The organism is Halomonas sp. YLB-10 (genome assembly GCF_003856855.1).
In the GTDB taxonomy this organism is placed as follows: domain Bacteria; phylum Pseudomonadota; class Gammaproteobacteria; order Pseudomonadales; family Halomonadaceae; genus Halomonas; species Halomonas litopenaei.
In genome coordinates, this window is record NZ_RRCU01000006.1 from 324,723 (window position 1) to 344,504 (window position 19,782).

17 protein-coding genes are annotated in these 19,782 nt (G+C 62.9%); 13 read left to right on the forward strand and 4 right to left on the reverse strand.

What is annotated here, in order from left to right; all coding sequences use genetic code 11:
* The 5 genes from EBB56_RS15355 to yidD all read left to right on the forward strand — a co-directional run bounded on the left by EBB56_RS15355 (window position 1) and on the right by yidD (window position 3,939).
* Complete coding sequence (locus EBB56_RS15355; RefSeq protein WP_108447945.1) at window positions 1-1,515, forward strand: inactive transglutaminase family protein; 1,515 nt, start codon at window positions 1-3, stop codon at window positions 1,513-1,515.
* A 3-nt stretch (window positions 1,516-1,518) separates the two neighbouring features.
* Window positions 1,519-2,499: an alpha-L-glutamate ligase-like protein gene (locus EBB56_RS15360; protein ID WP_045992077.1), complete on the forward strand. Its 981-nt coding sequence runs from the start codon at window positions 1,519-1,521 to the stop codon at window positions 2,497-2,499.
* 72 nt (window positions 2,500-2,571) lie between these two features.
* A complete protein-coding gene (locus EBB56_RS15365) occupies window positions 2,572-3,090 on the forward strand; it encodes a Fur family transcriptional regulator (RefSeq protein WP_045992078.1) in 519 nt (172 codons plus the stop codon).
* Between the two features lie 5 nt (window positions 3,091-3,095).
* Entirely contained in the window at window positions 3,096-3,539 is a 444-nt protein-coding gene (hisI, locus tag EBB56_RS15370) for a phosphoribosyl-AMP cyclohydrolase (protein ID WP_045992079.1), read from the forward strand.
* A gap of 100 nt (window positions 3,540-3,639) precedes the next feature.
* A complete protein-coding gene (yidD, locus tag EBB56_RS15375) occupies window positions 3,640-3,939 on the forward strand; it encodes a membrane protein insertion efficiency factor YidD (RefSeq protein WP_197037158.1) in 300 nt (99 codons plus the stop codon).
* A gap of 34 nt (window positions 3,940-3,973) precedes the next feature.
* Here yidD and EBB56_RS15380 read toward each other — a convergent pair whose 3' ends face one another.
* Window positions 3,974-4,399: a SufE family protein gene (locus tag EBB56_RS15380; RefSeq protein ID WP_045992080.1), complete on the reverse strand. Its 426-nt coding sequence runs from the start codon at window positions 4,397-4,399 to the stop codon at window positions 3,974-3,976.
* A 173-nt stretch (window positions 4,400-4,572) separates the two neighbouring features.
* On the opposite strand from EBB56_RS15380, the gene EBB56_RS15385 reads away from it, so the two are divergent.
* Together EBB56_RS15385 and EBB56_RS21915 are read left to right on the forward strand one after the other, a co-directional pair.
* Complete coding sequence (locus tag EBB56_RS15385) at window positions 4,573-4,992, forward strand: hypothetical protein (RefSeq protein WP_045992081.1); 420 nt, start codon at window positions 4,573-4,575, stop codon at window positions 4,990-4,992.
* Window positions 4,992-5,150: a hypothetical protein gene (locus EBB56_RS21915; RefSeq protein WP_156088610.1), complete on the forward strand. Its 159-nt coding sequence runs from the start codon at window positions 4,992-4,994 to the stop codon at window positions 5,148-5,150. The genes EBB56_RS15385 and EBB56_RS21915 overlap by 1 nt, the downstream gene beginning before the upstream one ends.
* Window positions 5,151-5,245: 95 nt before the next feature.
* Here EBB56_RS21915 and EBB56_RS15390 read toward each other — a convergent pair whose 3' ends face one another.
* Window positions 5,246-6,448, reverse strand: a complete 1,203-nt coding sequence (locus EBB56_RS15390; protein WP_124804737.1) for a site-specific integrase — start codon at window positions 6,446-6,448, stop codon at window positions 5,246-5,248.
* 1,355 nt (window positions 6,449-7,803) lie between these two features.
* On the opposite strand from EBB56_RS15390, the gene EBB56_RS15395 reads away from it, so the two are divergent.
* Entirely contained in the window at window positions 7,804-8,838 is a 1,035-nt protein-coding gene (locus EBB56_RS15395) for a DNA-binding protein (RefSeq protein WP_181248715.1), read from the forward strand.
* Between the two features lie 17 nt (window positions 8,839-8,855).
* Here EBB56_RS15395 and EBB56_RS21920 read toward each other — a convergent pair whose 3' ends face one another.
* Complete coding sequence (locus tag EBB56_RS21920; protein WP_185696457.1) at window positions 8,856-9,026, reverse strand: hypothetical protein; 171 nt, start codon at window positions 9,024-9,026, stop codon at window positions 8,856-8,858.
* A gap of 205 nt (window positions 9,027-9,231) precedes the next feature.
* On the opposite strand from EBB56_RS21920, the gene EBB56_RS15400 reads away from it, so the two are divergent.
* From EBB56_RS15400 to EBB56_RS15420, 5 genes are all read left to right on the forward strand, one after another.
* Window positions 9,232-12,453, forward strand: a complete 3,222-nt coding sequence (locus EBB56_RS15400) for a type VI secretion system Vgr family protein (protein ID WP_124804739.1) — start codon at window positions 9,232-9,234, stop codon at window positions 12,451-12,453.
* 107 nt (window positions 12,454-12,560) lie between these two features.
* Complete coding sequence (locus EBB56_RS15405; RefSeq protein ID WP_124804740.1) at window positions 12,561-13,820, forward strand: DUF6531 domain-containing protein; 1,260 nt, start codon at window positions 12,561-12,563, stop codon at window positions 13,818-13,820.
* Entirely contained in the window at window positions 13,817-17,407 is a 3,591-nt protein-coding gene (locus EBB56_RS15410) for a polymorphic toxin type 17 domain-containing protein (protein ID WP_124804741.1), read from the forward strand. Before EBB56_RS15405 ends, EBB56_RS15410 begins: the two co-directional genes overlap by 4 nt.
* Window positions 17,373-17,747: a hypothetical protein gene (locus EBB56_RS15415; RefSeq protein ID WP_124804742.1), complete on the forward strand. Its 375-nt coding sequence runs from the start codon at window positions 17,373-17,375 to the stop codon at window positions 17,745-17,747. The genes EBB56_RS15410 and EBB56_RS15415 overlap by 35 nt, the downstream gene beginning before the upstream one ends.
* A gap of 396 nt (window positions 17,748-18,143) precedes the next feature.
* Entirely contained in the window at window positions 18,144-18,371 is a 228-nt protein-coding gene (locus EBB56_RS15420; protein WP_124804743.1) for a hypothetical protein, read from the forward strand.
* A gap of 642 nt (window positions 18,372-19,013) precedes the next feature.
* Here the strand turns inward: EBB56_RS15420 and nfuA are convergent.
* Window positions 19,014-19,604 carry a Fe-S biogenesis protein NfuA gene (gene nfuA / locus EBB56_RS15425; RefSeq protein ID WP_045992189.1) on the reverse strand — a complete coding sequence of 197 codons (591 nt, stop codon included), beginning with the start codon at window positions 19,602-19,604 and terminating at the stop codon, window positions 19,014-19,016.
* Window positions 19,605-19,782 lie beyond the last annotated feature (178 nt).

Here is a 19,782-nt window from a genome sequence, read left to right on the forward strand (position 1 = left end):
ATGTCCAGACTGCCCTTTTATCTGATCGTCGCCCTGCTGATGGTGGTTGGCATCGCGATGAGCATTCACCGCCACGTGGAATTCGAGGTCCCCTGGACGCCGGGTGAACAGCGCCAGGTCTGGGAAATCGAGGCTCAGGTCACCTTCGATGGCCAGGGCGAGCCGGCCAAGGTGGACATGGCCCTGCCCTCCTCTCAGGCCGGTTTTCGGGTGCTGACCGAGCACACCGCCTCGCCGGGTTATGGCCTGGCGTTCCTGCAGGAAAACGGCGCACGTCGCGCCGAGTGGTCCACCCGCGAGGCGGTGGGCGATCAGCGCCTCTACTACACCGCCCAGGTACTGGTGACCGAAGGTGCCCGCAAGGCAACTGCTCCGCCCCCGCCGCCGCCGGTGACCGATGTCGCCTGGGAGCGTCCCTACGACACCGCCGCCCAGCAGGTGATCGACCGCGCCTGGGCACGCTCGTCCGACGCCTTTACCTTCGCCCGTGAATTGCTGAGCGAATTCGCCGATGACCGCCAGGGGGAAAATGCCAGGCTACTGCTGACCCAGTTCGATCGTGTGCCGCTGGCCGTGCGCCTGTTGAACCAGGCCGGCGTTGCCGCCCGTGAGGTCAGTGGCCTGATGCTCGACAGCGGCCGTCGGCGCCAGAGCCTGACCTCGTGGATACAGGTCTATGACGGCGACAAGCGCGCACTGTTCAATCCGGCCACCGGCGAACAGGGCAAGCCCGACAACCTGTTGATGTGGGAAAGCGCTGGCAATGCCGTGCTCGAGGTGGAAGGCGGTCGCGATTCACGTATTTCCTTCTCCATGCTGGTACGCAATCAGCCCGCCGCGGCGGCAGTGCGCAGCCAGCTCGCCGAGGACAGCGATACCCTGCTCAACTTCTCGATTCACAGCTTGCCGCTCGAGGAGCAGGCGCTGTTCCAGACGATCCTGCTGATCCCGATCGGTGCGCTGGTGGTGGTGCTGCTGCGGGTGCTGATCGGCATCAAGACGTCCGGTACCTTCATGCCGGTACTGATTGCCCTGGCCTTCATCCAGACCACCCTGCTCACCGGCCTGGTCGGGTTTCTGCTGGTGGTGGCCGTCGGTCTGGTCATCCGCAGCTATCTGTCACACTTGAATCTATTGCTGGTGGCCAGGGTGACGGCGGTGATAATAACGGTGATAGCGATCATCTCGATCTTCACCGTGCTGTCCTATCGCTTTGGCCTCAATGCGGGCCTGACGATCACCTTCTTCCCGATGATCATCCTGTCCTGGACCATCGAACGGATGTCGATCCTGTGGGAAGAAGAAGGCCCCAAGGAGGTGCTGATCCAGGGCGGCGGCAGCCTGCTGACCGCGGTACTGGCATATCTGGCGATGAACAATCCGTGGATTCGCCACATCACCTTTAACTTCCTCGGCCTGCAGCTCATCCTGATGGCGCTGATCCTGCTGCTGGGCAACTACACCGGTTACCGGCTGCTAGAACTGCGTCGTTTCAAGCCGGTCACGGAGGACTGAGCCATGCTCAACTGGACCAGTCCCGGCAAGCTCAAGGCCAAGGGCATCATCGGCATGAACCGGCGTAACATCCGTTACATCGGTCGCTACAACAGTCGCAAGCTGTATCCGCTGGTGGATGACAAGCTCAAGACCAAGCTGCTGGCACAGGAATACGGCATCACCACGCCGGAGCATATCGGTACGGTGTCGACCCAGTTTAGTGTCAAGCACATCAGCGAGATGCTGGCGGGCCACAACGGTTTTGTGATCAAGCCGGCCAAGGGCAGCGGCGGCAAGGGCATCCTGGTCATCGAGCGAGTCGAGGGCAAGCACTTCATCAAGCCCAGCGGCGCGGAGCTGGATATCGAGGATGTCGAACGCCACGTCTCCAATATCCTTTCGGGGCTCTATTCGCTTGGGGGCTCCCCGGACGTTGCCCTGGTCGAGGGGCTGATCAACTTCGATACCACCTTCGCTGCCTATACCTACGAAGGCGTGCCGGATATCCGTGTCATCGTGTTCAAGGGCTACCCGGTGATGGCGATGATGCGGCTGTCCACCGCCGCCTCCGACGGCAAGGCCAACCTGCACCAGGGTGCGGTGGGCGTCGGTATCGATATCGCCAGCGGGCGCGCCGTACGAGGTGTCCAGTTCGATCGTTCGCGCACCGACCATCCCGATACCGGCCACGAACTGGCCAGCCTGCAGATCACTGGCTGGACCACCCTTCTTGAACTCGCCTCCGGCTGCTACGAGATGACCGGGCTTGGCTATCTCGGCACCGACATGGTGCTCGATCGTGACCGCGGCCCCATGTTGCTCGAGCTGAACGCCCGCCCTGGCCTGGCGATCCAGATGGCCAATGGCGAAGGCTTGCGGCGACGCCTCGATCTGATCGAGGCGCAGACCGAGGAGCGCAGCGCTGCCGAGCGGGTGGCCTTCGCCCAGCACCATTTCGCCCGCCAGGGCGAGCTGCAGGAAGCCCCGGCAGAAGCCATTTGACAGTTTCGCGTGTCTGGCCCGCCGGCGGGCCAGCGCGTAGACTAGGTTGCCGCTTCGTGAATATTGGACCCCATGACCGAAACCGCCCTGCTACAACAGGCTGAAGCTCACTGCGCACATCGTGGCGTGCGCTTCACCCCCATCCGGCGACGTGTACTGGAACTGATCGGTGAGGCCAGCGGTGGCCTCAAGGCTTACGATCTGCTGGATCGGCTAGCCAAGGATCACGCCGCCGCGCGCCCCCCGACGGTGTACCGTGCGCTGGAGTTCCTGATCGAACAGGGGCTGGTACATCGCATCGAGTCGCTCAATGCCTACGTCGCCTGCCCCTGCCCCGAGCATGCCCATCGCTTCCAGTTGCTGATCTGCCGGGACTGCGGGCGCGTCGAGGAATTGCACCTCGACGAGATCAACGAGCAACTGGCAAGCCGTGCCAGGACGCTGGGCTTCCAGGTACAGCGCCAGACCATCGAACTGCTTGGCCTGTGCCAGGCCTGCCAAGGCGGCAGCAACGATGGTGCGGAGGAGCGTGCCGACGCCACCGCTGATCCAGTCAATACATCCTCTTCCACCCCCAAGGACGCCACCTGAGCCCCATGACCGACCTGCTCAAACGCCTCGAGCGCGAACCCTGCGATAGCCGTCATTCTCTCGAAGAGGTGCTGGCCAATGTGCGATTCAACGGCGATGGTCTGCTGCCGGCCATCGCCCAGCAGCACGATAGCGGCGAAGTGCTGATGATGGCGTGGATGAACCGGGAGGCACTGGAGGAAACACTGCGCACTGGCCGGGTATGCTACTACTCCCGCTCCCGCGCCAAGCTGTGGCGCAAGGGCGAGTCTTCCGGCCAGCAGCAGCATCTCAAGAGTGCGTCGCTGGACTGTGACGGCGATACCCTGCTGCTGCAGGTCGAGCAGACCGGTCCGGCCTGCCATACCGGCCGTCGTAGCTGTTTCTATCTGTCCCTGGAGGCTGACAGCGCCCGCATCAGCAGCGCTGCGCTGATCGATCCCGATGAGCTCTACACCAAGGGATCCTGAGTCATCGGCGACGGCCGAGGCTGACAGCGGCCGTGGTCGCGATGATCGATCGCCCCCCGCGCAGGAGCCATCACTCCGAGGGCGCGGACCGAAGCGCTGGCTGGCATGGCCGTTACTGGCGCTGATTCGCCTCTACCAGGGTGTCATCAGCCCATTGCTGGGCCCACGCTGTCGCTACTGGCCAAGCTGCTCGCACTACAGTCACGAAGCCATAACGGTTCACGGCCCGATACGGGGCGGTTGGCTAGCGCTCAAGCGTATTCTGCGCTGCCATCCTGGCGCCAAGGGCGGCATCGATCCTGTGCCTGGCGGGCCCAGCGAGAGGCTTTGCCGCCAGGATCCGGAGCTCGACGAGCGGTTTGAGGTGCGCGGCGACAGCGACTCGAGATCAGCGGACTGACGCGGGCGCCTCGTCGACGCCCAGGTTTCAAGCATCAGGCAGCTTCCTGCTCCGCGACGCGATAGATGCGCTCGAGCATGGCGTTGAGGCCATTGCTGCGGGTCGGCGACAGGTGCTTGTCGAGACCCAGGTCCTTGAGAAAATGCGGACTGGTGGCGAGGATGTCGCTGGGCTTTCGATCGTTGTAGATGCGCATCAGCACGGCGATCAGCCCTGACACGATGGCGGCGTCCGAGATGGCGGCAAAGTGCAGGGTGTCGCCCTGGCGCTCGTGGTGCATCCACACATTGGACTGACAGCCCTGAATCTTCAGCTCGTCACGCTTGTGCTCATCGGGGAAGGCCGGCAATGCCTTGCCCATGTCGATGATGTACTGATAGCGGTCCATCCAGTTGTCGAACAGTTCAAACTCTTCCAGCAGCTCCTGCTGGGCCTGTTCTGCGGTACTCGTCGTGGTCATGGTGACTCCCTAGAATGCTGCCAGGATTATACCTGCCTGGCCCCGCCGTCGTCCTCCCCCGGTCAGCCCCGGTTCGGAGAACCCGGCCAGGCGTCATGCTAGAATTCGCCCTGAGCGGGTGACAACGGAGCACTCGCTGTCGCTCGCCGCCTAAGCTACATAAAGAGATCGACATGCAAGCGCCAGACCCCCAAGGACAGGGCCCGCATCGCTCACGTGATAGACGACTCGATGCACTGGAAAAGGAGCTCGACCAGTATCTGGGCTCGTCACGGGCCGACAAGACCGGCACGCCGGCCTCCGAGCGAGGCCTGACGCAGCAGCAGCTGGAAGAAATCATCGCTCACCTGGCCGCCCAGCGCCGGGCCAAGCGAGCGGCCATCCTTACCAATCTGCTGGATCTGGCGGATCGCGCGGGCACCACCGTCGGCGCGCTTTCGCTGATTGCGCTGTTCTTCGCCGACAAGGATAGCTCGGGGGCGACGCTGGTGGTGGCCAGCACGGCCAAGCCGCTTTGGGGCGCCTTCGTTGGCTTTGGTCTGGCTCTCGTGGCATCCTATGCCAAGGCCCTGCTCACCTGGAGGGACAAGTGATGACATTCCATATCGCCATGCTGATCATGCTGGGCGCCACCTTGGCGCTGGCGGTGGCTGCCTACCGACTCGACCGTGGCTACAAGTCCGACGTCAAGGCGCTCACCGAGCACGCCAATCGTTATATCGCCCGAAAGCGCGGCCCCCTCGAGCACTAGGCTTGCCTGGTTGGCTCCATTGGCGGGTTCTACTGGTCGGCTCTGCTAGCCGCCCCCAGCCAGAAACCTGTCCAGGGGGGCTGTTTCTTCATTCCTTATTCTCCCCCCTTCCCTTGCCCCCATTTTGGTCCCTCTGCCTGGCCAAGGCCGTGCAGCGACTGCTGGCGATGCCACTCCTCGTCTTCGGTGTGAAGGTAGCGTGACGTCGTCTCCAGGCGTGAGTGACGTGCCGACTGCGCCAGATAACGAAGCTCCACGCCCGCCTGGGCCTGATGGGTCAGAGCGGTATGCCTGAGCCAGTGCGGCGTAGCCTGTCGTATCCGTGCCACCGCCTGGGGATCTCCGCCCTGCTCTTCCAGGCAGTCCGCGGCCTGGCTGAAGGTCGTGCGTATCAGTCGGTACAACTGGTTGTCACCCAGCGCGGTCTTACCATCCAGGCGTCTCAACAGTGGCGCTGGATCCCCGGCGGGATCGGCCGGCTCGCCGTAGAGCGTCCGCGCCTCCCGGACCAGCTCGATCATGTCGGGTGGCACCGGAATCTCGGCAAACTTGCCGCCCTTGCCGACCACCTGCCACCACCAGCGCCCTTCCCGCCTCACCAGATCCTCCATGCGCGCCTGGCTCATCTCGTTGATCCGCGGGGCCAGCAGGTAGGCAAAGCCGAACACCAGTCGCCGCCTGGTCCAGAGAAATCTGGCTCGTCGGTCGGCACCTGACTCCAGTGGCTCATTGAGCCAGGCCCACAACCAGTCCCACAGCGGACGTTCCAGATAGCGCTCGACACGCCGCTGGCCATTGTTGAGTCGCCTGCGCTTGTCGCGCATCAGTCGAAACGGGTTGCGCGACAACCAGCCCGCCTCCACCAGCCAGTCCATCGTGCCTTGCAGGATCACCAGACTCTGGCGTCGACTTGACGGCGACAGTGGGCCACGAAACGGCCGCCAACGAGGATCCTGACGCGGCCTGACCGGTCCTACCCACTGCTCGCGGGGGCGTGGGTCGGCGAGAAAGGCCTCGAACTCATCCAGGTGAGCCCGGGTCATCTGGGCCAGCGAAAGGCGGTGCTCTTCAAGCCACAGCAGCAGCCGCTCGGCCTCGCGGCGGTAGGCGCGCTGGGTCTGCGCGCTGCCGGCGTATTCGGCAAGCCAGTGGGCCACCGCCTGCCAGTCATCTTCCGCCTCGATCAGGGCCTGCGGGGACGACGAAGACGGTAATTCGCCCTCGACCAGGGTGCCCCCCGGCGTGCTGCCGACGACCGCCCTGCCGTCCTGTGCCTGTATCGGAGGTATCTTGCTCATATGACCTGCCCATTGGCTTGCGCCATTGCGTGTCGTCGCTTGGCGCGGCTGAATAGATAAAAAGTGCTGCTGACCAGCTGGCCGCTCAAGACACCAATGGCCACATCCGGTTGTGCGCGGCCAATGTGCGAGAACGCGATAGCGCGCAGCCTGGTTGCGCCGGTATCTGGGTGTCTCGGGTATGCTGACGTATGAACGACAGGGAGCCGTCGAGATCGATCATGAGCACAACCAGCATTTCGCTGCCCGTGGCTTCGGGGACTTCGTTGATCGGGTTGGTGCCACCATCGTGGCACTCAGTGTCATGGGCGGCCTGTTCACGTCTCAGATACCCCCACTCCTTTCGCTCGCGGGGGTGCTGCTGGGGATTGGCTGTGCAGCTCTCGGAATCACTACTAAGAAGAGGTTTTTCTCTGAGGAGGACGTATGACACCGGATATTCTCGAATCCCTGAAGACGTTCCTGTTCGTGGCTTCGCCGCTGATCATTCTGGCGCTTGGAACGGCAGCTTATGCCAAGTGGCGTGGGCATAACCCCTGATGCCCTGCTGTCAGGGTGGCTTGACCGCTACTCACCTGCCCGCCCTCTCCCGCCCTCGTGCTTCTCTACTTTTGCCGCTCTCTATTCTGGCCTTTCCCTGCTGCTCTAGCTCTTCTCTAGCCATTCTCCGCTCTCGCTTTCCCCGGGCTGGCCCTTCTCTGCTCTAGCTCATCTCTTTTCGAACCGTTCTCCGCTCTCGCTTTCCCCGGTCTGGCGCTGCCATGCCCGCGCTCTTTCCTGGTCTCGTTTTTCCCTGCTCTAGCCTAACCCAAAACCGTCCCGCCGGGCGAGCAAGAAATCTTGTAACGCATTGATTTTAAACTAGACATTATCCAAAGAAGAACTTCTCCCTAGACGTTCTCTACCCGCCCTTGTTCGACATCAACGAGAAATCACGCCGTTTCTACCGCTGCAACCAACTCGCCGCAGCCCTTCCCGCGCCATACGACGCCAGCTTCTCCCATGCATCCGCAGCGAGTGCTGATCGTTTTAGTCTGCCCCTGTAGGTGCGTAAATTCAAGATAAGACGCGTAATCTTGATTTATTGTCGCATATCATAAATATTCCTACGTATTTACGCTTTATGTAATTACACGTACTATCGCCTTTGCTTAATGGAAATGATGGCTGGCGGCACCAGCCGCCCCCTCACGGAGCAGGCAGGGGTTCGCAGGAATGTGAGCACCGCTCACGTGACGACACCGCAAGGCAGTGTCAACGGGTGTCACAGAAAGCGAACCGGAGCATGGCGAGCGAGGGGGCATTCAGGCATGATCAGCCGCTGGCGGAATCGACCACCGCACAAGGAGAGCTTCATGGCCCGTACCGGGATCACCTACGACGACGTTCAACGAGCGGTGGATACTCTGCTCAAGCAGCAGGAAGCCCCCAGCGTTCAGAAGGTCCGAGAGATACTCGGCACCGGCAGCTTCACCACCATCAGCGAACATCTGCGCGAATGGCGTTCACGCCGGGAAGAGCGACGAGACGTTCCGCCACCCCAGGGGATGCCCGTGGAGCTTCAGGGATTGGCCGAAGAGCTCTGGAGCAAGGCCCAGGAGGCAGCGGCGGAAAACCTGGCCCACTATCGCCAGGAGGCCGATCGCAACGTGGAAGGCGCGCTTGAAAAGGTGGCCGCCGCTGATCGTCGCGCCGAGGACGCCGAACAGCGCGAAAGCGCCCTGTCGGCCCATCTGTCATCCATGGAGCAGCGCCTGCAGGAGGCGGCCTCGGAATCGGCACGACTGGCGAGCGCCAATCAAGCGCTGGAGCAGCAGCTCATCAAGGAAGGCGAACGCGCCACCCAGCTCGAAGCTCAGCTTGATCGTCTGCAGCAGGACAAGGAGCGTGAAGGCAGGGAGTACCAGCAGGCGCTGGATGACCAGCAGAAGCAGCATCGCGAGCGCCTGGCCCAGGAAGAACAGCGCCACGAGGCCGCCGAGGCGCGGCTGATGGCCATGCTGGACGAAGCACGCCAGGAACGACAAAGTGCGGAAAAGGCTCATGCCCAGCGCCTCAAGCAGGCCGATCAGCGCCAGGAGGTGTTGCAGCAGCAGCTTCAGGCACTGCGGGGCGAACTGTCAGAAGAGGAAAAGCGCCATCGCGAGACGCAGATGGAGCGCTCGCGAGCCGAGGAGAACCTGCGCGCTCGAGGCCACGAGGTTGACCTGCTCAACGAGCGTATCGAAGAGCAGAGGCGCCTGCTGGCAAATCAGTCAGAGCGACTCAAGGCGCTCGAGGCCAAGCTTGACGAGAAGATCTGGGCGCTGGCCAGACAACAGCGCGAACGCCCCGATGACAACGAAGGCACATCCAGCGGAAACGCCAAACAACAGACCTCTTCGCCCTAGGGCAGCGCCTCCAGGATTCAGCCAGCGGCCTTGCCGTGTGATTGCATAGGGTGGCGTTCACACGGCAAGCCCGGGATCCAGCGCAGCGGCACTGCAAACCACAAGCCGCCATTCAGGGCCCAAGCGACGTGCACCGCCTCCTTCAATGCCCGGTTTGCGGTGTTGCCAAGGCACAGCTTGCTCGACATGTCGTTTTCCTGCGTAAGCCCTTTCTGAAAACGCCTTTCCCCTGCTGCCCGGGCCCCGTCCCGCCGGTAAGATCCTCCAGATTCGGACTGACGGAATCGTTCAGGGCGGAACCGCCATGCCATCTGCTCCCCATCATTTGCGCTCATTACTGCGTCTTCCATCGGCGCCCACCGAGTGGGCACGTTTGGCAGGAGGATGCTGAGCATGGACGACCCCTCCTGGTCCTCGTATCGCCCAAGCGACCTGCTCGGAGCCTTTGACGTCACACTGAGTCAGGATCAGCGCCTGCTCAAGTTTCATCTGGCCGGGCAATCGCTGATCCCTCATCGCCTGGTCGGTGAAGAGGCCATTTCGCGCCCCTTCTGCTACACCCTCGACGTGATCTCCCAGCGCGGCGACATCGAACTCAAGTCGCTGATCGCCCAGCCGGCATTGATCGAGATCCGCCAGGCCGACGGCGGCTACCGTCCGCTCTCTGGCCTGGTCGACTCCGCCGCCCTGCTCGGCGAAGACGGTGGCGTCTACTACTACCAACTGGTGCTGGTGCCCTGGCTATCCCTGTTGAGCCTCGGTCGTGACAGCCGCATCTTCCAGGACAAGAACGTCACCGAGGTGATCGAGGCGGTATTCCAGGGCCACGAGATCGCCAAGGGGCGCTACCGCTTTGATCTTCGTCGCGACTACCCCACGCGCAGCTACTGCGTGCAGTACCGAGAGAGCGACTTCCACTTCGTCAACCGGCTGATGGAACAAGAAGGACTGTTTTTCTATTTCAGCCATGGCGAAGGCGATCACTGCCTGGTGATCACCGACAGCGTAGATACCTGCCCAGCGGTCACCCCCCAGGCCATCCGCTTCCATCGCCAGGCCGCCACTGAGGCCGAGGACGCACTGACCCAGTGGGGTGGGCGCCGTCAGCAGCAGCCCACCCGCGTAAGCCTCGCCACCTTCAACTACAAGCAGCCTCGCCACCCCAGCGACATCGCCCAGGACACCATCCGTGACCAGGGTCACCTGCCGGACACCGAGGTCTACGATTATCCAGGCGAGTACTACTACCCGGACCACCGTCGCGGTGAACGACTGGGGGTCAATCGTCTGGAAGCCCTGGAGTCCCGCGCCAAGCGCTTCCATGGCGCCGGTGGCGCCCGCCAGCTTCAGGTAGGCGGCCACTTCACCCTGACCCAGCATGGCCAACATGAGCGCGGCGACGACAGCGAGCGCGAGTTCCTGGTGCTGGGCCTCAGCGTGCATGCCGAGAATGCCCTGCCGGTATCGGCGCATCTGTCGACCCTGCCCGGAAGCTTGCAGGAACAGCTCGATCAGGCGCGTCGCGCCCACGGGCTGGGTCTCTCGGATAAAGGCTCCAGCCTCCACCGTGACGATTACCAGCGCGCCGGCACCGGCCACTATCTGGTCGACATCGAGACCCAGCGCCTGTGCCTGCCCTATCGCTCGAGCCTCGACCATCCGCGCCCGGTGATGGGTGGCCCCCAGACCGCCACCGTGGTGGGGCCGGAAGACGAGGAAATCCACACCGACGGGCTCAACCGGGTCAAGGTGCAGTTTCACTGGGACCGGCTGGGTCACCACGACGCTGGCTCGAGCTGCTGGCTGAGGGTCAGCGAGCCCAATGCCAGCGCCGGCTGGGGCGCGGTCTTTGTCCCGCGCATCGGCCAGGAGGTGATCGTTGACTTCCTCGAGGGCGACCCGGATCGCCCCTTGATCACCGGTCGGGTCTACAACGGCGATGAACGTCCGGAATGGCATTCCAACGGCCTGCTGTCGGGCTTCAAGTCGAAGACCTATCGCGGCGGCAAGTACAACGAGCTGGTGTTCGATGACGCCACCGACCAGGAGCGGGTGCGGCTCAACTCCGAGCACGCCAAGAGCCAGTTGAACCTCGGCTATCTGATCCACCAGCACGGCAATACCCGCGGCGACTTTCGCGGCACCGGCTTCGAGCTGCGCACCGACGCCTACGGCGCCGTGCGCGCCAACCAGGGCCTGTTGATCAGCAGCTGGGGACAGCTTGGTGCCAACGGTGAGCAGCTCGACATGCGCCCCGCCTGGCGCGAACTACAAAGCGCCTGGCAGCTTGCCGACAGTCTCAGCGACAGCGCTGTCGACCACGACGCCGAGGCGCTTGCCAGCCGCACCGACCTGCACAAGGCCAGCGACGACGCCCAGGGGCGCCACGGTAGTGCCGACTCTGCCACAGCCTTCGACGGCAGCAGTGCGACAACGGCAAGCAAAGGTGGGCGTGGCGAGGCCGCGCGACTCAAGGAGCCCTGGCTGCAATTGGCCTCCCCGGCGGGCATCGCCATCAGCACCCCCCAGTCCACCCACCTGGCCCAGGGCAAGTCACTGAGCGTCACCGCAAGCGAAGACATCAACCTGGCCGCCGGCAAACGCCTGGTCGCCAGCATCGCCGACCGGCTGTCGCTGTTTGTCCAGCGCGCCGGGATCAAGCTGTTCGCCGCCCAGGGCAAGGTCGAGGTGCAGGCCCAGAGCGACGAGATGGCGCTCACAGCAGAGAAAAAGCTCAGCATCACCTCCACCGAAGACGCCGTGCACATTGCCGCTGCCGAGGAAGTGCTGCTGACCTGCGGTGGCGGCTATATCCGACTCAAGGGCGGCGACATCGAAATTCACGCCCCCGGCACTATCGACGTCAAGGGCAGCCAGCACCTGTTTGGCGGGCCCACGAGTCTGAGTTATCCGCTGGACAACCTTCCGCAAACCGAACCCTCCAACCTGGATCTTGAACACCTCTATGGCAACGGTCGGCCGGTGCCCGGCGCCCGCTATCGCGCTTTCCTCGCCGATGGCTCGGTACGCCAAGGGGTGCTGGACGCCGCCGGCAAGGCAACGCTGTCTGGGCTGCCTCTGGGGGGTGTCCAGGTCGAGTACTTCCAGGACCCGCGAGAAATCGACAAACGGCCCCAGGCATGGCCCGTCAAGGTGCCGATCAAGCCAACGTACGCCACCTCGTCCAGCGACACCCAGACTGCTGTGTCAGGCAGCTCCAGAGATCAGGGATCGCCTCCCCAAGCGCCCAGCCTCCTTCAGTCTCCCGGCTGGACAGGTGGTACGCCTGGAGGAAGGCCAAGCACTTCCAGCGCGGGTCTATCGTCGCCAGGTTGGCCCAAGGGGCCTCCGTTGCCAACCATCCCAGGTGACATTCCGAGCGATCTTGCGGGGCGAGTCGAGCAGCAAGCGAGGACACAACTCGAAAAGATCGCGCAGCAGAAGCTTCAGGAGCAGCTCCCAGGGCTTGGCAATACCGAGCTGTCATCACCCGGTTGGAAGGGTGACGTCCCCACCAGGCCGACATTCGGCGACCTCAAGGACACCCCTCACGCTCAGGACACCGACCTGATGTCGCCAGGCTGGCCTGGTGGATCACCGAAGAAACGCTCCTGAGTCGACAGGCCAATATCGCCAAGGGGCTCGGTGGGTAGCGGTCAATACCTCACTGAATGCATCAGGGATGGCGCCCTCTTGTGGGGACATAAGGAAGGAAACTTAGCATGGCCGCGAGAACAAGCTGGGGCAACCACGTCATTCCAGGTTTGGACCACGATCCTCTGAAAGAGGCACTCAACCATCGCCGGGTGATCACCGCCGAGCCCTACAGCGAAGGCGAGACCCCGGAAGCCGTGATCATGATGGACGTGGAGGAAGATTCCGTCACGGTACTCGACGTGGTCGTCCAGGCCGCCTACATGCTGCCGGTGGTCGGTAACGTCATGGCCATCGGCGACGCCGCCCGCGACGTGGTTGACCTCGATGGCAACGACGCAGACGGCACGCCGAACTACCAGAACGTCTGGCTCTGGGCGGTGCTGGTGATCGACGCCATCGGTCTGGTGCCCGCCTTTGGCAACGCCTCCCGACCTGCACGTGCGGGGATCCGCGAAGTCATACAGGCGTTTGCCCGCGGTGAAGGCGTCGACATCGTCGCTCAGATTCTGGTCAACCAGGCCAGCGGTGCGGCGATGGATTTTCTGGCAGAACTCGAATCCAAGCTCGAGGAACAGAAACCGAAGCTGTTGCGCGAAATTGACACCATCGTCGGCAAACTCGCCGAGTTCATCAACAACCCGGTCGATGCCGCCACACAGCTCAAACTGATCGACGAGAACCCCGAGTGGTGGAACCTTCTCGAGAAAGGCAAGCGTGTCGTATTCATTGCCTTTGACCGCCTGCTCGAGGCCTTTGGTGACGACCGTCAGCGCCTCATCGCCTTTCTCAGCCAGCTCGGCGGGATGGCCAGGTCCATGGTCAACGCCGGGTTCGAGCGCCTGTTGCCGATGATACGCGACCTGGCCCAGGCGACTCGCCGCCGGTCGTCGCAACGTGGGGACGTCAATCACCAGGGCACCGCCGTCACCGGCCAACGTACGGTCCACTACCTGTCGGCAGACAATCGCCAGACCACCCGCCACGAAGCCGAGCCAAGCGCCACTCCGGCCGGCTGCGTGTGCTCGCTGCATCGCCCCACCCCCACCAGTCCCAACCCTGTGGACTATGTGATGGGTGACGAGAACCTGTGGCACACCGACTTCAGCGTACCGGGGCTGATCGACGTCGAATGGACCCGCTACTACCGCTCCAGCATCGACGAACTCGATGACAGCGAGCTGGGCGCCCGCTGGAGCAGCCCGTTCCATACCCGCTTCGAGGCCCTGGGCGAGCAGTTGACCTTTATCGACAGCCTGAACCGTGCCCTTCCCATCGCCCCCCCCTCGAGGTGGGCGGCAGCCGCTTCCTGCCGCGTGAAAGCGTGACCCTGGAACACCCCGACAGCGAGCACTACCGGCTTCACTACCTCGACGGCAGTCAGGAGCTCTACCGCCGCATCGGCAAGTCCGGGCGGGGCGAGCGCGTCCACTTCCGCCTGGTCGAGCAGCGCGAGCGCGACGGCCGCGCCCTGCACCTGAGCTATCGCCAGGGCCGACTGGACCGGCTGACCGACGGCGCCGCCCTGCTGCTGCGCTTTCACTACAGCAGCGCGGGGCTGCTGGCCAAGGTGGTGCGCCACTATCCCGCTGCAGACGTCGGCAAGGACATCGGCAAGGGCGTCGCCAGGCACAGCGAGGCCCCCGCCGAGGCGCACGAGCCCGAGGTGCTGGTCCGCTACCTGCACAGCGCCGACGGTGATCTGATCGAAAGTCGTGATATGCGCGGCTACACCCGCGAGTACCAGTACCAGCACCATCTGGTCACCCGCTACACCCACCGCAGTGGCCTGGCGGTGGAGCTCGAGTGGGACTGGCCGGGCAAGGCCGAGGGCGCCCTGCCCGCCGCTCACGACGCGCGCTGCGTACGCAACCGCCTGGAAGACGGCAGCGAAGACACCCGCTTCGAGTACCATCGCGGCCTGTGGTACACCCGCGTCACCGACGCCGACGGCGTGGTGACCTTCTACCGCTACAACTATCACAACCAGATCGAGTCGATCACTCACCCCTTCCACCCGGCGCTGGGCAGCGAGCACTGGCGCTGGGACGAGCACGGCCGGCTGATCCGCCATATCGACGGCGAAGGACGCACCACCCACTATCGCTATGACGACCAGGGTCGGCTGATCGAGACGGTCGATCCCCAGGGCCTGAGCACCCGCATCGACTACGACGCCCAGGGCCTGCCGGTGCGCGTCACCGAGCCTGACGGACGCGAACGCTCGCTGCGCTTCGATGAACGCGGGCTGCCGCTGCAAGAAATCGCCCCGAGCGGGCGTGTCACCACCTTCCGTCACAACGCACGCGGCCTGCCCACGGCGATGACCGACGCCGCCGGCAACACCTACCAGTACCGCTGGAACGACCAGGGTCGGCTGACCAGTGCCAGCGACTGTTCACGCAAGACCACCCAGTTTCGCTACGACCACCGCGGCTGGCTGATCGAGCGCCGTGACGCCGCCGGGCATCGCACCCATTACACCCGCGACGCCACCGGCCTGCTGTTGAGCGTCGAGCACCCCGACGGCGCCATCGAGCACTTCTCCCACGACGGCGAAGGCCGGCTGACCCAGTATCTCGATCCTACCGGGCAGCGCACCCGCTATCGCTACAATGGCAAGGGCCAGCCGATCGAGCGCCGCGACCCCATGGGCCAGCGTTTCGCCTACCACTACGACCGCCTGCTGCGGCTCTCGGCACTGACCAACCAGAACGGCGACCGCTGGCAGTTCCGCTATGACGGCGGTGGACGACTGATCGAGGACACCGGCTTCGACGGGCGCACCCGCCACTACCGCTACGACGATGGCGGTGCCCTGATCGAGCGTCGCGAAGGTGAGCTGGTCACCACCTTCACCCGCGACGCCATGGGCCGGGTGCTGGAGCGCGAGAGCCAGCGACCGGGCCAGCCCGCCCTGACCACCCGCTACGGCTACGACCCGCTGGGACGCCTGACCCGCGCCGCCAGCCGCCACAGCGAGACGCGCTTTCACTTCGACACCGCCGACAACCTGATCGCCGAGGTGCAGCGTCATCAGCTGCCCAACGGCGGTGACTACTCCAGCGTCACCCGCCACACCCACGACGCCCTGGGCAACCGCGAGACCACCACCCTGCCCGACGGCCAGACCCTGGCCTGGCTGCGCTATGGCTCCGGCCATGTCCACGCCATGACCCTGGACCAGCGCGAGCTGATGGCCTTCGAGCGCGACGACCTGCATCGCGAGGTGCGCCGTCACCAGGGCAGCCGCGAGGTCGAATCACGCTTCGATCCGCTGGGACGCCTGATCGAGCAGCACATCCGCACCCTCGAGGACGCTGTCGAGGACCGCCCCCGACACCCCACCGTCAGGCGCCAGTGGCACTACAGCGCCAACGGCCTGCTCAGCCAGGTGGACGACAACCTGCGTGGCACCACCCGCTACGGCTACGACCCGTTGGGCCGGCTGCGCCAGGCAAGCGCCCCCGGCCTCGAGGAAGTGTTCGCCTTCGACCCGGCCGGCAATCTGGTCGATCCCGTGCCGCCAGAACGAACCAGCGAAAGCGGCAGCAGCACCCCGCCCTCCGACGCCACCCGCTGGCGACGCGAGCGCCCCCGCGATCACCTCGACCACGGGTCCGAGGAGCGCATTCGCCTCGATTACCCAGGCGCACCGGCCAGCCTGTCGCCGGCCATGGGCAACCTGCTCAAGCGCTACGCCGGCACCCACTACCACTACGACGCCAGCGGCAACCTGACTCGACGCATCGCCCCCGGCAGTGAGACCTGGCACTACCAGTACGACCCCGAACACCGGCTGATCGAGGCCAGCTACTACCCCCATGCCCCCGCCGCGGGCGATGACACCCTGCCGCGCATGCGCGCCCGCTACGCCTACGACGGCCTCGGCCGACGGGTGTGGAAAGAGGTGAACCGCCAGGGCCAGCCCAGTGAGCTGACGGTGTTCAACTGGGACGGTGACCTGCTGCAAAGCGAAGAGCACTTTGTCGGTGGCCTGCCGCCGCTGTTTCGCCCCGAACGGCTCGAACTGGCCCGCGAGAACCCCGAGCGGCCTCACTCGCTGCCCATCGCCCAGCGCTGCCATCGGCTCGAGTACCCCGGCCTCACCCCCGAACGGCGGGTGATCTATCTGTTCGAACCCGACAGCTTCGTGCCCGCCGCCAAGCTCGAAAACCGCTTCGAGGCCGTCCACACCCGCAGCGGCACCGGCGCGGTGCTCTACACCGAATACCAGTCAACCGAGCCGACGCTCTACAGCATCCACACCGACCACCTCGGCACCCCGATGGAGCTGGCAGAATGCGACGGCAAGTCCAACGGCAAGCTCGCCTGGGTCGGCCACTACCGCGCCTGGGGCAAGCTCATCCAGGCCAGTGACGGCCACGGCAATCCCAGCACCACCGACAATCCGCTGCGCTTCCAGGGTCAGTACCTGGATGAAGAAACCGGGCTGCACTACAACCGCCATCGGTACTATGATCCAGAGACGGGACGCTTCACCACCCAGGACCCGATAGGCCTGGCCGGCGGCGAAAACCTGTACATGTACGCCCCCAATCCGACAGGATGGGTGGATCCGCTGGGGCTGAGTCGGTGTTGTGAGGAATCTCGCGGCAGTAGACCGAGGACAAAAACGGCTAGGATCAAAGATGCTCAGTTGCCAACCTCAGGAAGAATTCGATATGTACCTCCAGAGAGTTGGGATGGTTCAACTCCAATTCCAAGGGGCCCCAACCGAGGCTATCTTGATCGATTTGGGAACGAGTGGACTAAAGGCCCTTCTCGAACAGCCGGAGAGCCCTTTGAATGGGATGTCCAGTTATCAAGAACTGGTCGCGAGCAGATAGGATGGACGACAAGAGACGGAACACACGCTAATGTTTCGCTTGATGGAAAAATTACTCACAGGTGATCCAGTTTTGAAAGGAATAGTCAATCTTCATGTTTTTACTGAGGCTGCAGATGTGGAGCAAGCGCGTGCAGCAGGTGATATTCTACTCCAGAAACTAGAGGCGTATAAAGAAATAGAGTTGTGTCGACTAAAAAGGTATTGGAAGATTCCAGAATATTATGAATTCTCGATAGAAATCGGCAGTCCAATTATATCGAAAAACACACCCCAAGAAATATCCAAAATTTTAGGTGGGAGGTGGAAGAAAGCTGGAGATAGCTTGATTCTATACCAAACAAAGGGAAAGCCATTTTCCATGCCAAATATAAAATGGGCCAGCTTAGAGTACATAGATTTATGATTTTACATGTACGCTCCGAATCCGACAGGATGGGTGGATCCGCTGGGGTTGAGTGGGTATTGTGCAAATGTGAATGCTCAGGCAGCTTTAAGAGCTAAGCTATCAGGACTACAAAAAGCACAGCAAAATGCCGCTACAACTCGCACTCTCCCTGATGGAAGAGTACGCTACTACACTCAAGAAGTTCCTGCGCGTACAGAGGGTCCGACTAAGGGGCATTTTTTGTAACAGAGTATAATCAAAATTCTGGTTCGGTGAGGCAATGGATGGAAGGTCTTGATCAGTCTGGATCAGTAATTCGGGTACACCCGAAGAGCATTAATGGGAAGACGTTAGACTCCCAAAGCTCCCAACACTCCCCCCCGACCGGCTACGAACTTAAGAACTGGAGCAGAAATGAGTGATTCCCACATTGCGAAGGAGCTCAAAAAAGTATGCCCTGGAAAATACGATGCACATGCTATATCTAGAGCTGCATTTATCATACACCAACAAAGTGATATTTATATATCCTCAAAAACAGAGAACATACTTCTCACATTGATGGCAATGGATATGGGCGAAGAGTTTGAGTTAAGCGAGCAGGAATTCTGTGACCTACTATCCGAGTTGCCAGAAAGTTAGGGATCTGCGAAGTTGGATGTAAATTGTATCACAGAGAGCATCTGTGACATCATGATGTCTCCACCGGCCAACGCACCCGCTATCATCGCACCCGATATCATCCTGGCGCACCGGCTAGCCTGTCGCCGGCCATGGGTAACCTGCTCAAGCGCTACGCCGGCACCCACAACCACTATGACGCCAGCAGCAACCTGACCCGACGCATCGCCCCCAGTGGTGAGACCTGGCACTAGCAGTACGACCCCGAACACTGGCTGATCGAGGCCTGTCACTACACCCATGCACCCGCCGCGGGCGATGACACCCTGCCGCGCATGCAAGGACCAGCCCATCGAACGCCGTGCCCCCCATGGTCCAGCTCTTATTATTTATATTCGAGCTACCACTACGACTGCCTGCTGCGGCTCTCGGCGCTAACCAACCAGAACAGCGACCGCCGGCAGTTCCGCTATGACTTCGGTGGATGGCTGTTCGCAGACACCGGCTCGACAGGGGGTGCCTATCGCTCCCCAACCAGTCTCGCGCGCCCCTACCCCTAATGGTTTACCCAAACACCACAACGCCGCTCCATGGAGCGGCGTTGTTGATTCACCTTTGATCCTGAGGGCGGAACCTCAGTGCGCCAGTCGGCGCGGTTGAACGTCAACGGTAGTAGGCGTTGGTGGTGTCGGTGTGGTCGGTGACGTCGCGGATGCCGGCAAGTTCCGGGATGCGCTCCATCAGCGTCTTCTCGACGCCTTCCTTGAGGGTCAGGTCCACCGCGGCGCAGCCCTGACAGCCGCCGCCGAAGGCCAGCACCGCCACCTGGTCGTCGGTCAGCTGCATCAGCTTGATCTCGCCACCGTGGGCCGCCAGGCCCGGGTTGATCTCGCTGTAGAGGATGTAGTTGATGCGATCCTCGAGCGGGCTGTCGGCGTTGACCTTGGGCATCTTGGCGTTGGGCGCCTTGATGGTCAGCTGGCCGCCCATGCGGTCGGCGTTGAAGTCGACCACCGCCTCTTCCAGGAACGGAATGCTGTTGGCGTCGAGATAGACGGCGATCTTGGAAAGCTCCAGGCGCTCGTCGCTGGGCTCTTCCTCGCCCGGCCGGCAGTACGCCAGGCAGGTCTCGGCGTAGGGCGTGCCCGGCTGGGTGATGAAGATCCGCACCGCGATACCTTCGACGTTCTGCTTCTCGAGCAGCTCCGCCAGGTAGTCCTGTGCGCTGTCGGTGATCTGGATATTCTCGCTCATGGGTCTCTCGCTAGTTCGCCCCGCCTGACAGCGGGCGCTGTGGCCCCGCGGGTTTGGTCAGGACCATGGTAAGCGACACCTGCGTCAGACTCAATCCCGAGTATTTTACTCGGATTTTGGTTTCCGCCTTCGCAGGTACGCTGCCCCTGCCGCCAGGCCCGGTGCTTTGGTACCATAT